Annotated in this window: 15 protein-coding genes; 9 read left to right on the top strand and 6 right to left on the bottom strand. The window is 63.0% G+C overall.

Annotated elements, in window-relative coordinates; translation table 11 throughout:
• Positions 1–45: 45 nt before the first annotated feature.
• The 8 genes from LQ215_RS06030 (at position 46) to LQ215_RS05995 (ending at position 4,379) form a co-directional block, all read left to right on the top strand.
• Positions 46–306: a hypothetical protein gene (locus LQ215_RS06030; protein ID WP_014337702.1), complete on the top strand. Its 261-nt coding sequence runs from the start codon at positions 46–48 to the stop codon at positions 304–306.
• A 2-nt stretch (positions 307–308) separates the two neighbouring features.
• Positions 309–644 carry a DUF6388 family protein gene (locus tag LQ215_RS06025; RefSeq protein ID WP_230147936.1) on the top strand — a complete coding sequence of 112 codons (336 nt, stop codon included), beginning with the start codon at positions 309–311 and terminating at the stop codon, positions 642–644.
• A 264-nt stretch (positions 645–908) separates the two neighbouring features.
• Positions 909–1,301: a sulfurtransferase complex subunit TusD gene (gene tusD, locus LQ215_RS06020; RefSeq protein ID WP_013693700.1), complete on the top strand. Its 393-nt coding sequence runs from the start codon at positions 909–911 to the stop codon at positions 1,299–1,301.
• A complete protein-coding gene (gene tusC, locus LQ215_RS06015) occupies positions 1,301–1,663 on the top strand; it encodes a sulfurtransferase complex subunit TusC (RefSeq protein WP_057449044.1) in 363 nt (120 codons plus the stop codon). Before tusD ends, tusC begins: the two co-directional genes overlap by 1 nt.
• Positions 1,663–1,956, top strand: coding sequence for a sulfurtransferase complex subunit TusB (tusB, locus tag LQ215_RS06010; protein WP_230147934.1), 294 nt, complete (start codon positions 1,663–1,665; stop codon positions 1,954–1,956). Before tusC ends, tusB begins: the two co-directional genes overlap by 1 nt.
• Complete coding sequence (locus LQ215_RS06005; protein ID WP_046064135.1) at positions 1,953–2,288, top strand: TusE/DsrC/DsvC family sulfur relay protein; 336 nt, start codon at positions 1,953–1,955, stop codon at positions 2,286–2,288. Before tusB ends, LQ215_RS06005 begins: the two co-directional genes overlap by 4 nt.
• Entirely contained in the window at positions 2,285–3,286 is a 1,002-nt protein-coding gene (locus LQ215_RS06000; protein ID WP_230147933.1) for a glycosyl transferase family protein, read from the top strand. Before LQ215_RS06005 ends, LQ215_RS06000 begins: the two co-directional genes overlap by 4 nt.
• A gap of 88 nt (positions 3,287–3,374) precedes the next feature.
• Positions 3,375–4,379 carry a glutathione S-transferase family protein gene (locus LQ215_RS05995; RefSeq protein WP_230147931.1) on the top strand — a complete coding sequence of 335 codons (1,005 nt, stop codon included), beginning with the start codon at positions 3,375–3,377 and terminating at the stop codon, positions 4,377–4,379.
• 119 nt (positions 4,380–4,498) lie between these two features.
• Here the strand turns inward: LQ215_RS05995 and cysG are convergent, their stop codons facing one another.
• From cysG to LQ215_RS05965, 6 genes are all read right to left on the bottom strand, one after another.
• Complete coding sequence (gene cysG / locus LQ215_RS05990; RefSeq protein WP_230147930.1) at positions 4,499–5,893, bottom strand: siroheme synthase CysG; 1,395 nt, start codon at positions 5,891–5,893, stop codon at positions 4,499–4,501.
• Positions 5,894–7,174 carry a serine--tRNA ligase gene (gene serS / locus LQ215_RS05985; RefSeq protein WP_230147928.1) on the bottom strand — a complete coding sequence of 427 codons (1,281 nt, stop codon included), beginning with the start codon at positions 7,172–7,174 and terminating at the stop codon, positions 5,894–5,896. It lies immediately after the preceding gene.
• A gap of 15 nt (positions 7,175–7,189) precedes the next feature.
• Complete coding sequence (gene crcB, locus LQ215_RS05980; protein ID WP_013693703.1) at positions 7,190–7,564, bottom strand: fluoride efflux transporter CrcB; 375 nt, start codon at positions 7,562–7,564, stop codon at positions 7,190–7,192.
• Positions 7,561–8,886 carry a replication-associated recombination protein A gene (locus LQ215_RS05975; protein WP_003203328.1) on the bottom strand — a complete coding sequence of 442 codons (1,326 nt, stop codon included), beginning with the start codon at positions 8,884–8,886 and terminating at the stop codon, positions 7,561–7,563. Before LQ215_RS05975 ends, crcB begins: the two co-directional genes overlap by 4 nt.
• A 201-nt stretch (positions 8,887–9,087) precedes the next feature.
• A complete protein-coding gene (lolA, locus tag LQ215_RS05970) occupies positions 9,088–9,711 on the bottom strand; it encodes an outer membrane lipoprotein chaperone LolA (protein ID WP_123341670.1) in 624 nt (207 codons plus the stop codon).
• Between the two features lie 57 nt (positions 9,712–9,768).
• Complete coding sequence (locus tag LQ215_RS05965) at positions 9,769–12,174, bottom strand: DNA translocase FtsK (protein WP_003203332.1); 2,406 nt, start codon at positions 12,172–12,174, stop codon at positions 9,769–9,771.
• Positions 12,175–12,482: 308 nt separating this feature from the next.
• On the opposite strand from LQ215_RS05965, the gene trxB reads away from it, so the two are divergent.
• Positions 12,483–13,442, top strand: a complete 960-nt coding sequence (gene trxB, locus LQ215_RS05960) for a thioredoxin-disulfide reductase (RefSeq protein ID WP_046064961.1) — start codon at positions 12,483–12,485, stop codon at positions 13,440–13,442.
• The last annotated feature ends 30 nt before the right edge of the window (positions 13,443–13,472 follow it).

Genomic DNA, 13,472 nt, shown 5'->3' with positions numbered 1-13,472 from the left:
CGCGCACCCTGTCGCGCCATTGCCACCAGCCACGCGGAACACCCCATGACCCCCAACGCCGAATTCTACAAACCCACCGCCGAATACGCCGACAAACTGATCAGCCAGATCGGCCAGACACCGTCCTGGATCGCCAAGCGCATCGGCGTCACCGACAAGCGGATTCGCTACATCCTCGACGGCGAACGCACCGTCAAGGGCGAAACCACGCCGATCCAGATGACCTACACCGAACAGTTCGCCCTCGAATGCCTGGCGGCGGCGGCCAAGGCCAGCAAGAAACAGTCTGCATCCCCCAAGGAGTGACCATGGCGGCAACCGAACAGCAACACGAACGAGCGCTGGAAAGATTCCTCGACGAGCGCCCCGAGCTGCGCGTCGAGCTGGACCACCTCAACCCGCTGCTGGCCCAGGCCAAGGGCGAGACCGCCGCGCAGTACCGCGCCGAGCGCTTGCACGAAGCCTTCGAAGCCGAGGCCGAGCGCCTGGGCCTGTTCGCCTGGGAACTGACCCTGCAACTGACCGCCGCCTCGCCCGAGGACTACCAGGCCCAGCGCCTGGAGGTGCACAGGGAAGTGGCGGAAATGGCGGGGATGGAATGGGCGGAGTATTGCGAGTTGCATGGCCTGAAGGCTAAGCACTGACCCCTGTGGCGAGGGAGCTTGCTCCCGCTGGGCTCTGTAGGAGCTGCCGAGCGAAGCGAGGCTGCGATCTTTTGATCTTTCGCTTGAGACTCAATTGAATTCGGAAAGATCGCAGCCTCGCTTCGCTCGTCAGCTCCTACAATGCAATCGAGCAGGAGCAATCTTTAAATGCCTCTGGTCCAAACAGGTTTCGCCCTTCCCTGCCAATCGCCCCACCGCCCATAAAGCTTTATCATGGCCGCAGTTTTGCTGATCGGGTCTGTCATGAAGTTCGCCATCGCGCTGTTTTCCGCCGCCCATGCGCCCTCCTCGCGCCGTGCCTTGCTGTTTGCCCAGGCTGCGCTGGCGGGCGGGCATGAGATCGTACGGCTGTTTTTCTATCAGGACGGCGTCTATAACGCCTGCGCCAGTGTCGTCACGCCCCAGGACGAACAGGACCTGCCCCAGCAATGGCGAACCTTTGTCAGCGACAACCAGCTCGACGGCGTGGTCTGCATCGCGGCGGCGTTGCGTCGTGGGGTGTTGAACGAGGAAGAGGCCCAGCGCTACCAGCGTTCGGCGGCCAGTGTCGAGGCGCCCTGGGCCTTGTCCGGGCTGGGCCAGTTGCACGATGCGATCCAGGACGCCGACCGTTTGATCTGCTTTGGAGGCGCGTGATGGCCAAGTCTTTATTGCTCATCAGCCGCCAGGCCCCATGGTCCGGCCCCGGCGCCCGTGAAGCGCTGGACATCGTCCTGGCCGGCGGTGCATTCGACCTGCCGATCGGCCTGCTGTTTCTCGACGACGGGGTGTTCCAGCTCACCGCCGGCCAAAACGCCAAGGCGGTCCAGCAAAAGGACTTGAGTGCCAACCTGCAAGCGTTGCCGATGTTCGGTGTCGAGGACCTGTTCCTCTGTGCCGACAGCGCCGCCGAACGAGGTATCGCCACCGATACCTTGGCGCTGGGCGACGTCAAAGCACTGACCACGCCGCAAATCGCCGCGCTCATTGACCGTTACGACCAGGTGATCACCCTCTGATGTCGACTTTGCATGTGTTGTCTCATTCGCCCTTCGGCGATAACCGCCTCGCCAGTTGCCTGCGGGTACTGGGCAATCAGGATGCGCTGCTGCTGTGCGGCGACGCGGCGTATGCGTTGCAACCGGGCAGCCCACCGTTTGCAGTGCTGCAGGCCGCCGGTGTGAACCTGTTCGTGCTCGCCGAAGACCTCCAGGCCCGCGCCCTGGACACACCAGACTGGGCCGAAGCCATCAACTACTCAGGTTTCGTCGAGCTCTCGATCGAGCACGACAAGGTCAACACCTGGCTATGAAGACGCTGAACGTGGGCGACCGCGCCATCGCGCTGGACAAGGACGGCTACCTGGCCGACCTTGACGACTGGTCGGCCGAGGTCGCCACGGCCCTGGCCACCGCCGAAGACATCGAGCTGAGCCCCGAACACTGGGAGATCCTCGAACTGCTGCGCGGCTTCTACAACGAATTCCAGCTCTCCCCCGCGACCCGGCCGCTGATCAAGTACACGGCGCTGAAACTGGGCGCGGACAAAGGCAACAGCCTGCACCTGAACCGATTATTCAAAGGCACTCCCGCCAAACTCGCCGCCAAGCTGGCGGGCCTGCCCAAACCGACGAATTGCTTATGACCGACTTTCCAGCGCTGACCCTTGAGACCCCGGCCGAACACCCGTTCGCCCAGTTCGTGCGCATCCTTGGCAAAGGCAAGCGCGGCGCCCGCAACCTGACCCGCGAAGAAGCCCGCGAAGCCATGGGCCTGGTGCTCGACGAAAAGGTCGAGGACACCCAGCTCGGCGCCTTCCTGATGCTGCTGCGACACAAGGAAGAAAGTGCCGAGGAGATGGCCGGTTTCACCGAGGCCCTGCGTGAACGCCTGGTGGTCCCGGCGTTGACGGTGGACCTCGACTGGCCGACCTACGCCGGCAAGAAGCGCCATTTGCCGTGGTACCTGCTGGCGGCCAAGTGCCTTGGGCAGAACGGCGTGCGGATTTTCATGCACGGCGGCGGCGCTCACACGGCCGGGCGCCTCTACACCGAACAATTGCTGGGCCTGCTGCAGATCCCGCTGTGCCGGGATTGGCAGCAGGTCGGCAGCGCGCTGGACAACGGCGGCCTGGCCTTCATGCCGCTGGTGGACTGGGCGCCGCAAATGCAGCGGATGATCGACCTGCGCAACACCCTGGGCTTGCGCTCGCCGATCCATTCCCTTGCACGCATCCTCAACCCACTGGCCGCCCGTTGCGGCTTGCAAAGCATCTTCCACCCCGGCTACCAGGCCGTGCACCGCGATGCCAGCGGCTTGCTCGGTGACACCGCCATCGTGATCAAGGGCGACGGTGGCGAGATCGAAATCAACCCAGACGCCGACAGCCACCTGTACGGCACCACCGGCGGCGTCAGCTGGGACGAAGAATGGCCGCGACTGGCCGAGCAGCGCCACGTCAAACCGGAAAGCCTCGATCCCGAGCACTTGAAGGCGATCTGGCGCGGTGACGTCGAGGACAGCTATCCGCAACTGGCGCTGATCGCCACCATGGCCCTGGCCTTGCGCGGCCTGGGCCTGGCGCGCGAAGAAGGGTTCGACAAAGCCCGCCAGTATTGGGATGCCCGGGATCGTTCGATTTAACCGATCATTAGCGCCCAACCTTTGCGCTTTTACTTCGAACCTATGGGCATAGACTCGCCTCCAACGTTTATTGGCCGAGGAGATCGAGATGGGTTTGTTAGTCGAGGGCCGCTGGCAGGATCAGTGGTATGAAAGCAAGGACGGCACCTTCCAGCGCGAACAGGCGCAACGCCGTCACTGGGTGACTGCCGACGGCAGCGCCGGCCCTTCGGGTGAGAGCGGCTTTGCCGCCGAGGCCGGGCGCTACCATTTGTATGTGTCCCTGGCCTGCCCCTGGGCGCACCGCACGCTGATCTTTCGCAAGCTCAAGGGCCTGGAAGACTTGATCGATGTGTCGGTGGTGAGCTACCTGATGCTGGAAAACGGCTGGACCTTCGACAAGGCCCATGGCTCCACCGGCGACAAACTCGACAACCTGAGCTTCCTGCATCAGCGCTACACCGCCGACACGCCGGACTACACTGGCCGCGTCACGGTTCCCGCCCTTTGGGACAAACGCCAACAGCGCATCGTCAACAATGAATCGGCGGAAATCATCCGCATGTTCAACAGCGCCTTCGACGGCTTGACCGGCAATGACCTGGACCTGTATCCCGAACCCCTGCGCCGCGAGATCGACGCCTTGAACGAGCGGATCTACCCGGCGGTCAACAACGGTGTGTACCGTGCCGGATTCGCCACGACCCAAGCCGCATATGAAGAAGCTTTCGACCGGCTATTTGCCGAACTGGACCGGCTGGAGGCCTTACTGGCAACCCGGCGCTACCTGGCGGGCGAATACCTCACCGAGGCCGATATCCGTCTGTTCACCACAATCATCCGTTTCGACGCGGTGTACTTCGGCCACTTCAAGTGCAACCTGCGGCGTATTGCCGACTATCCGAACCTGTCGAACTGGCTGCGGGAGTTGTACCAATGGCCGGGCATTGCCGAGACCGTGGATTTCACCCACATCCAAGGCCATTACTACGGCAGCCACAAGACCATCAACCCCAATGGGATCGTGCCCAAGGGGCCGAAGCAGGACTTTACGGTCGCCCATGATCGGGGACGGTTGAGTGGGAAAGGGATTTGGCGTGGGGCTGGGGATTGATCCTGGGTTTTCGCTATATTTGAGGGCCTCATCGCGAGCAAGCTCGCTCCCACAGTGGACTGTATTCAAACACGGTTCACTGTGGGAGCGAGCTAGCTCGCGATCGGGACAACACGGTCTCAGACCTGCCCTTGAGCCCCTTCAAACCACGCCAACTTCTCGCGCAGTTGCACCACTTCTCCCACAATCACCAACGTCGGCGCATGCACCTCATGCTCGGCCACCAGCCGTGGCAAGTCCGCCAACGTGCCGGTAAAGACCCGCTGGTTGGACGTCGTGCCCTGCTGGATCAACGCCGCCGGCGTATCCGCGCCACGACCATGCTTGATCAGCTCGTCGCAGATCATCGGCAGGCCGACCAGGCCCATGTAGAACACCAGCGTCTGCGCCGGCGACACCAGGTCGGCCCAGGGCAAGTCGCTGGTGCCGTCCTTGAGATGGCCGGTGATGAAACGCACCGATTGGGCGTAATCGCGATGGGTCAGCGGGATCCCGGCGTAGGCCGCGCATCCACTGGCCGCAGTGATGCCCGGAACGACCTGGAACGGGATGCCATGGGCCGCCAGTTCTTCGATCTCTTCGCCGCCGCGACCGAAGATGAACGGATCGCCGCCCTTCAACCGCACCACGCGCTTGCCTTGTCGGGCCAGGTCGACCAATTGCTGGTTGATCTGGTCCTGGGGCACGGCGTGTTCGGAACGGCGCTTGCCGACGTAGATGCGCTCGGCATCGCGCCGGCACAGCTCCAGGATCGCCGGAGCCACCAGGCGGTCGTACAGCACCACGTCGGCCTGCTGCATCAAGCGCAAGGCACGGAAGGTCAACAGGTCCGGATCGCCCGGCCCGGCGCCCACCAGATAGACTTCGCCCGGTGCGTTCGGCGCCTGGCCGGCGATCTTCTCCCGCAGCAGGCGCTCGGCTTCTGTGCCCTGCCCGGCCAATTGCCGGTCGGCGATAGGGCCCTGGAACACTTCTTCCCAGAACGCCCGTCGTTGCTGCACATCGGGAAACAAACCTTTGACCTGGCTGCGAAAACGCGCCGCCAGCCCAGCCAACTGCCCGTAGGTCGACGGAATCCAGGTTTCCAGCTTGGCCCGGATCAGCCGCGCCAGCACCGGCGCATCGCCGCCACTGGACACCGCGATCACCAAGGGTGAGCGGTCGACGATCGCCGGGAAGATCACGCTGCACAGCGCTGGCGCGTCCACCACGTTGACCGGCACGCAACGCTGATGGGCGTCTGCCGAGACCTGGGCATTGAGCGGTTCGTCGTCCGTGGCGGCGATGACCAAACCGCAGCCGTCCAGGTCCGCTTCGACGTAACCACGCAGGATGCATTCACCGCCGCTGCCACTGACCAGTTCCCGCAACTGCGGTTCGATGTCGGGTGCGACCACCCGCAGCAACGCACCGGCATCGGCCAGCAGGCGGGACTTGCGCAAGGCAATCTCCCCACCGCCGACCACCAGCACGCGGCTGCCACGCAGGTTGTGGAACAGTGGCAAATAGTCCATTTAGCCGATGACCTCAATGCCGCCCATGTAAGGCTTCAACACGTCAGGCACACGGATCGAACCGTCGGCCTGCTGGTAGTTTTCCAGCACGGCCACCAGGGTACGACCCACCGCCAGGCCGGAGCCATTGAGGGTGTGGACCAGTTCCGGCTTGCCGGTTTCCGGGTTGCGGAAACGCGCCTGCATGCGGCGGGCCTGGAAATCGCCGCAGTTGGAGCACGAGGAAATCTCGCGGTACTTATCCTGGCTCGGGATCCAGACTTCCAGGTCGTAGGTCTTGACCGCACTGAAGCCCATGTCACCGGTGCACAGCGCCAGGGTGCGATACGGCAGTTCCAGCAATTGCAGGACTTTCTCGGCGTTGGCGGTCAGGCTTTCCAGCGCTTCCATGGATTTCGACGGCTCGACGATCTGCACCATCTCGACCTTGTCGAACTGGTGCTGGCGGATCATGCCGCGGGTATCACGGCCCGACGCCCCGGCTTCACTGCGGAAGCACGGCGTGTGGGCGACGAACTTGATCGGCAGTTGCTTGGCGTCGACGATCTCGCCGGCCACGATGTTGGTCAGCGACACTTCGGCGGTCGGGATCAGGTACAGGTCGGCCTCGCCGTCGCGGCTGATCTTGAACAGGTCTTCCTCGAACTTCGGCAACTGGCCGGTGCCTTGCAGCGCCGGGGCCTGGACCAGGTACGGCGTGTAGGCTTCTTCGTAGCCGTGCTCGGTGACGTGCAGGTTGATCATGAACTGCGCCAGGGCCCGGTGCAGACGGGCAATCGGCCCGCGCAGCAGGGCAAAACGGGCGCCCGACAGTTTGGCGGCGGTTTCGAAGTCGAGCCAGCCGAATTTCTCGCCCAGGGCCACGTGGTCCTGCACCGGGAAATCGAAGGCTGTCGGCGTGCCCCAACGGCGCACTTCGACATTGCCCTCTTCGTCTTCACCGACCGGTACCGATTCGTGAGGCAGGTTCGGGATGCCCAGCAGGATCGAATCCAGCTCGGTCTGGATCGCGTCCAGCTCGACCTTGCCGGCGCTCAATTCGCCCGCCATGCGCTCGACATCGGCCATCAGCGGCGCGATGTCTTCGCCGCGCTGCTTGGCCTGGCCGATGGACTTGGAGCGCGCGTTACGTTCAGCCTGCAGGGCTTCGGTGCGGGTCTGGACGGTCTTGCGCTGTTCTTCCAGCGCTTCGATGCGCGCGACGTCCAGGGCAAAGCCACGGGAAGCCAGGCGGTCCGCTACGTCCTGAAGGTTGCTACGTAACAGTTTGGAATCGAGCATGTCGGTCTCTCGTTATCAAAGTTTGGTCAAGGACAGGCCAGCCCAGGTAGCGAGCAGCCCGCCGAATACGCTGATGGCCGCATAGCCCAGGGCCAGCGGCACCTGCCCGCTTTCCAGCAAGCGCACCGTATCCAGTGAAAAGGATGAAAAGGTCGTCAGGCCGCCAAGAAAGCCGACGATCAGGCCCGCACGCACCTCGATAGGCACTTCCGGGCGCATCAAAAACAGACCGTATAGAACACCGATCAGCAGACAGCCCACGATATTAACGGCCAGCGTCGCGGTATAGAAGTGCCGCGGCCAATTTGCGTTGATCCAGTTGCCGGTCGCGAAACGCACCAACGTACCTGCAACGCCACCGGCGGAAACTGCAAGAATCAAGGGGATCAAGGTTTTCTCCGCTGCCGTGGACTCAAGCGATCCAGTTGCGCCAAGTGGTTGAGTTTCTCGCCGATCTTCAGCTCCAGGCCCCGAGGCACTGGCTGGTAGAAGCGCTGGGGTTCGAGTTCATCGGGAAAATAGTCTTCGCCGGCGGCATAGGCGTCCGGCTCATCGTGGGCGTAACGGTATTCTTCGCCGTAGCCCAGCTGCTTCATGAGCTTGGTCGGCGCGTTGCGCAGGTGCAGCGGCACCTCCAGGGAACCGTGCTCGGTAGCGCTGCGCATCGCCGCCTTGAAGCCCATGTACACGGCGTTGCTTTTCGGCGCGCAGGCCAGGTAGGTGATCGCCTGGGCCACGGCAAGCTCGCCTTCCGGGCTGCCGAGGCGCTCCTGCACATCCCAGGCCGCCAGGCACAGGCTCAGGGCCCGCGGGTCGGCATTGCCGATGTCTTCGCTGGCCATGCGCACCACCCGCCGCGCCAGGTACAGCGGATCGCAGCCGCCGTCGATCATGCGCGCAAACCAGTACAAGGCTGCGTCGGGGTTGGAACCGCGGATGGATTTGTGCAGCGCCGAAATCTGGTCGTAGAACGCCTCGCCGCCCTTGTCGAAGCGCCGGCGGGTATCGCCCAGCAGGCTTTGCAGCAGCTCGACGCCGATCTCGCTGTCATCCTCGGCCAGGTCCGAGGCGTTTTCCAGCAGGTTGAGCAAACGTCTGCCATCGCCATCGGCGGCTGAAAACAGGATCTGGAAGCCTTCATCGCTGAGGCTCAAATGCCGCTTGCCCAGGCCGCGCTCCTCGGTCAGCGCGCGATGCACCAGCTTGCGCATCGCCGCCTCGTCGAGGCTCTTGAGCACATAGACCCGCGCCCGCGACAGCAAGGCGTTGTTGAGTTCGAACGAGGGGTTTTCGGTGGTCGCGCCGATAAAAATCAGCGTGCCGTCTTCGACGTACGGCAGGAACGCGTCCTGCTGGGACTTGTTGAAGCGGTGGACTTCGTCGACAAACAGGATCGTGCGCTTGCCGTATTGTCCGGCCTGCTGCTTGGCCACTTCCACCGCCTGGCGGATCTCCTTGACCCCGGCCAGCACCGCCGACACCGTTTCGAAGTGGGCATCCGAGACTTCCGCCAGCAGTCGCGCCAGGGTGGTCTTGCCCACGCCCGGCGGGCCCCAGAAGATCATCGAGTGCAAGGCACCCTGCTCCAAGGCCTCGCGCAGAGGCTTGCCGCGGGCGAGCACATGCTCCTGGCCGACGTACTCATCCAGATTGGTCGCGCGCAGGCGGGCGGCCAAAGGCTGGGCAATCGGGGCGCTTCGAAACAGGTCCATGATTACTACAAAACCTCCGCTGGGTCCTGATGCCGATTCTCTCTGCAGAAACAGATCTGTGGGAGCAGACCTGTGGGAGCAAGGCTTGCCCGCGATTGCATCGCCTCGGTCTACCAGATGCACCGAGGTGTCTGCATCGCGGGCAAGCCTTGCTCCCACAGGCCATTTCCCCTAGGCCATTTCCCACAGGGGGTCTTGGGTTTATTCCTGGATCACGTCCGCACCCTTGGGAATGTCGAACTTGAACTTGGACGCGGCGATCGGCTCGTTGGCCTTGACCCCGGTGAACAGGATATTGGTGCGCTGGCCGACACTGTCGATCAGTTGCATGTCGTTGACCAGGCCGTTACGGAACGACAGGCGCAGGCTGTCGAACAGGCTGTCCTTGGTCTTGGGCTTGAGGGTGAAGTCAATCACGCCCCCGGCTTCCTTGGCACTGATGTCGAAGCTCTGGCTGATCTTGGAGATGTCACCCGAGAGCAGCAGCGCCGGGGTCTGGGTCAGGCGCTGGTCGAGGGTCTTGATGGTCACCTGCTCCAGGTCCGGGTCCCACAGGGAGACTTTCTTGCCATCGGACACCATCAGTTGTTCGGCTGGCGCATCGGTGTGCCAGTAGAACAGGCCCGGGCGCTGCAGGGCCATGTCGCCAGCGGTTTCCTGCAACTGGGTGCCGCTGCCGTCGAGGGTCAGCTGGGAGAAACGTGCGGTCAGGGTCTGGGAGCGCTCCAGCAACTGGGTCAGGCGGGCCACGTCCTTTTCGTCGGCATGGGCCGACAAGGTGGTCAGGGCCAGTACGGGCAACAGCAACATGCGAATCAGGCGCATGGGAGTCCTCATGAAGTCGTGGGGGTCGAGCGGCGTGTCAGCAGGCCGCCCGGGTCGTTAGTCGCGCATCGGGCCCGGCGCCAGTACTTCGCGCGAGCCGTTGGTGTTCATGGCCGTCACCACCCCGGCCATTTCCATGGCTTCGATCATGCGGGCGGCGCGGTTGTAGCCAATTTTCAGCTTGCGCTGAACGGCAGAAATGGAGGCCCGACGGCTTTCCAGGACGAACTGCACCGCTTCGTCATAGAGCGCATCGGTTTCAGCATCGTCGTCACCGCCGCCACTGCTGCCCTCGAAACCGCTGCCGGCTTCTTCGACACCGTTGAGGATGTCGTCGTTGTATTCAGGAGCGCCACGCAGTTTCCAGGCCTCCACCACGCGGTGCACTTCGTCGTCGGAAACGAACGCGCCATGCACACGAATCGGCAGGCTGGTGCCCGGCGGCATGTAGAGCATGTCACCGTGGCCAAGCAATTGCTCGGCACCACCCTGGTCGATGATGGTCCGCGAGTCGATCTTGCTCGACACCTGGAACGCCATGCGGGTCGGGATGTTGGCCTTGATCAGGCCGGTGATCACGTCCACCGACGGCCGCTGTGTGGCGAGGATCAGGTGGATACCGGCCGCACGGGCCTTCTGGGCAATACGAGCGATCAGTTCTTCGACCTTCTTGCCGACGATCATCATCATGTCGGCGAATTCGTCCACCACCACCACGATGGTCGGCAGCTTGTGCAGCAGCGGCGCTTCGTCGTGGATATTTTCGCGGTGATACAGCGGGTCGCTCAACGGCGTGCCGGCTTCTTCGGCTTCCTTGACCTTGGCGTTGAAACCCGACAGGTTGCGCACGCCCATCTTCGCCATCAGCTTGTAGCGGCGCTCCATCTCGGCGACGCTCCAGCGCAGGGCGTTGGCGGCGTCCTTCATGTCGGTGACCACCGGGCACAGCAGGTGCGGGATGCCCTCGTAGATCGACAGCTCGAGCATTTTCGGGTCGATCATGATCAGCTTGGCGTCTTCGGGACCTGACTTGAACAGGATCGACAGGATCATCGCGTTCACGCCCACGGACTTACCGGAACCGGTGGTACCGGCCACCAGCAGGTGGGGCATTTTCGCCAGGTCGGTGATCACCGGCTTGCCGCCGATGTCGTGGCCCAGGGCCAGGGTGACCGGCGACTTGTGGTTGTCGTACTCAGGCGTCGACAACACTTCAGAGAAGCGCACGATCTGCCGGTCTTCGTTGGGGATCTCGATGCCCACGGTGGTCTTGCCGGGAATCACTTCCACCACCCGCACGCTGGTCACGGCCAGGGAACGCGCCAGGTCTTTCGCGAGATTGGAGATGCGGCTGACCTTCACGCCGGCGGCCGGCTGGATTTCGTAGCGGGTGATGACCGGGCCCGGGTGGATCGAATCCACCGAGACCTCGACCCCGAACTCCTTGAGCTTGATCTCCAGCAAATGGCCGACGGCCGCCAGGGATTCGGGGGAATAGTTGAGTTGTTTTTTCTCGGCCGGGTCCAGGATCGAGATCGGCGGCAAGGTGCCTTCCACCGCGCTGTCGACGAACAGCGGCGCCTGTTTCTCTTTCTGGACGCGCTTGCTTTGCTCGGGCGGCTTGGCCGGGGCCATGGTGATGACCGGCGGCACCTGCTTCTCGCGATCGGACATGTGCTTGCTCAACGCCTGCTCACGCTCGATCAGGCGCTCCTTGACCTTGGCCTGCTCACGCTTGTCCGGCGTCGTCGGGGCCACCACGTCGTGGACGCGGTCGTCGACTTCACGCAGTTGCGCCACCAGTTGCTTGCGCTCGGTACGTGCCGCCCACCAGCGGTTCATGGCGCCCTGGATCAGCTCGATCAGGTCGAGGGTGATCTTGCCGGTGACGTCCATGACCTTGAACCATGACAGGTCGGTGAACACCGTCAGGCCGAACAGGAACAGGGCGATGAACAGCAGCGTGCTGCCCTGGATGTTCAGGGCGTTCCGGGCCAGGTCGCCGAGGCTTTCCCCCAGCGCCCCGCCCGCCCCGGCCGGCAAGCCGGTGGGCGCGTGGAAATGGATATGGGCCAGCGCGGCCCCCGACAACACCAGGAACACCAGGCCGATCAGGCGCCAGGAGAACAGCCAGCCGCTCCACTGCCACGGCTCGTGGCGCTGGCGGAAGATCTGGTAGGCCTTGATCGCCAGCAGCAGTGGGAAGATGTAGGCGAAATAGCCCAGCACCATGAACAGGATGTCGGCGCTGTAGGAGCCGGCCGGACCGCCGAAATTCTGCACGTCGTCGATCTTGCTGTTATGGCTCCAGCCTGGATCGTCCTTGCCGTAGGTCAGCAAGGCCATCATCAGGAACAGGCACAGGGCGCCGATGGCGATCAATGCACCTTCCTTGAGCCGGTAGTGCAATTGCTGGCGCCAGAGCGGAACGACTGGTTTGGGTGCTGCGGTGGATTTCTTCAAAACGCTTCTATTCCTGCGCCAACGGCGCGTCCATCTGTTGAATGACTATAAAAAACTGCCCATGACGAGCAGGTAAAAAAGTGAATGTGCACAACCGGTACTACTTTTACCACTGTGGGATGCATCCAGAAAACCGCAGGTGTTGCCGAAGATTTTGATCTTTAGCCCATCCTGCGTTCAAAACTCAAGCATTGTACGGGTTTGTTGGCACCAAGGCATTGCCTGACAGCATAGCCGGATACAGGGTGCACACGCGCCAATTGGACCATGCATTCTCTTTTGTGACAAAGGCTTATGAGGTGTTTTTTATGAGCGAAGTGAAGCATTCACGCCTGATCATTCTCGGTTCCGGCCCTGCGGGGTACAGCGCTGCCGTCTATGCCGCCCGCGCCAACCTCAAACCCGTTGTCATTACCGGCCTGCAGGCCGGTGGCCAGCTCACCACCACGGTGGAAGTCGATAACTGGCCCGGCGATGTCGAAGGCCTGACCGGTCCGGTGCTGATGGAGCGCATGCAACGGCACGCCGAGCGTTTCGACACGCAGATCGTCTACGACCATGTCCACACCGCCAAGTTGCAGCAGCGCCCGTTCGAATTGATCGGCGACAGCGGCACCTACACCTGTGATGCGCTGATCATTGCCACCGGCGCCTCCGCCCAGTACCTGGGGCTGCCTTCGGAAGAAAGCTTTGCCGGCAAAGGGGTTTCCGCGTGTGCGACCTGCGATGGCTTTTTCTATCGCAACCAGGTTGTGGCGGTGGTCGGCGGCGGCAATACCGCGGTCGAGGAAGCCCTGTACCTGTCGAACATCGCCAGGGAAGTGCACCTGATCCACCGTCGCGACAAGCTGCGTTCAGAGAAGATCCTGCAGGACAAACTCTTCGAAAAGGCCGCCAGCGGCAATATCAAACTGCACTGGAACCAGAACCTGGATGAAGTCCTGGGCGACGCCAGCGGCGTGACTGGCGCGCGCCTGCGCCACAGCGAGACCGGCGAAACCAGCACCCTGTCCCTGGCCGGTGTGTTCATCGCCATCGGCCATAAACCCAATACCGAGCTGTTCCAGGGCCAGTTGAAGATGCGTGATGGCTACCTGCTCGTGCGTGGCGGCAGCGAAGGCAACGCCACCGCGACCGATATCGAAGGTGTATTTGCCGCCGGCGATGTGGCCGACCATGTCTATCGCCAGGCGATTACCTCCGCCGGCGCCGGCTGCATGGCCGCACTCGACGCCGAGAAGTATCTCGATGACATCCCGGCCGTTTGACGGTTAACCTTCCCGGCGGGCGCTCGCTGA

This window comes from Pseudomonas brassicacearum, assembly GCF_918698105.1.
Classification (GTDB): Bacteria; Pseudomonadota; Gammaproteobacteria; order Pseudomonadales; family Pseudomonadaceae; genus Aquipseudomonas; species Aquipseudomonas brassicacearum_F.
This window is presented reverse-complemented; position numbering and strand designations above follow the sequence as displayed.

Excerpts from the sequence above, each read along its gene's own strand:
- LQ215_RS06030 (WP_014337702.1), top strand. The coding sequence starts at position 46 with ATGACCCCCAACGCCGAATTCTACAAACCCACCGCCGAATACGCCGAC.
- LQ215_RS06025 (WP_230147936.1), top strand. The coding sequence starts at position 309 with ATGGCGGCAACCGAACAGCAACACGAACGAGCGCTGGAAAGATTCCTC.
- tusD (WP_013693700.1), top strand. The coding sequence starts at position 909 with ATGAAGTTCGCCATCGCGCTGTTTTCCGCCGCCCATGCGCCCTCCTCG.
- tusC (WP_057449044.1), top strand. The coding sequence starts at position 1,301 with ATGGCCAAGTCTTTATTGCTCATCAGCCGCCAGGCCCCATGGTCCGGC.
- tusB (WP_230147934.1), top strand. The coding sequence starts at position 1,663 with ATGTCGACTTTGCATGTGTTGTCTCATTCGCCCTTCGGCGATAACCGC.
- LQ215_RS06005 (WP_046064135.1), top strand. The coding sequence starts at position 1,953 with ATGAAGACGCTGAACGTGGGCGACCGCGCCATCGCGCTGGACAAGGAC.
- LQ215_RS06000 (WP_230147933.1), top strand. The coding sequence starts at position 2,285 with ATGACCGACTTTCCAGCGCTGACCCTTGAGACCCCGGCCGAACACCCG.
- LQ215_RS05995 (WP_230147931.1), top strand. The coding sequence starts at position 3,375 with ATGGGTTTGTTAGTCGAGGGCCGCTGGCAGGATCAGTGGTATGAAAGC.
- cysG (WP_230147930.1), bottom strand. The coding sequence starts at position 5,893 with ATGGACTATTTGCCACTGTTCCACAACCTGCGTGGCAGCCGCGTGCTG.
- serS (WP_230147928.1), bottom strand. The coding sequence starts at position 7,174 with ATGCTCGATTCCAAACTGTTACGTAGCAACCTTCAGGACGTAGCGGAC.
- LQ215_RS05975 (WP_003203328.1), bottom strand. The coding sequence starts at position 8,886 with ATGGACCTGTTTCGAAGCGCCCCGATTGCCCAGCCTTTGGCCGCCCGC.
- lolA (WP_123341670.1), bottom strand. The coding sequence starts at position 9,711 with ATGCGCCTGATTCGCATGTTGCTGTTGCCCGTACTGGCCCTGACCACC.
- trxB (WP_046064961.1), top strand. The coding sequence starts at position 12,483 with ATGAGCGAAGTGAAGCATTCACGCCTGATCATTCTCGGTTCCGGCCCT.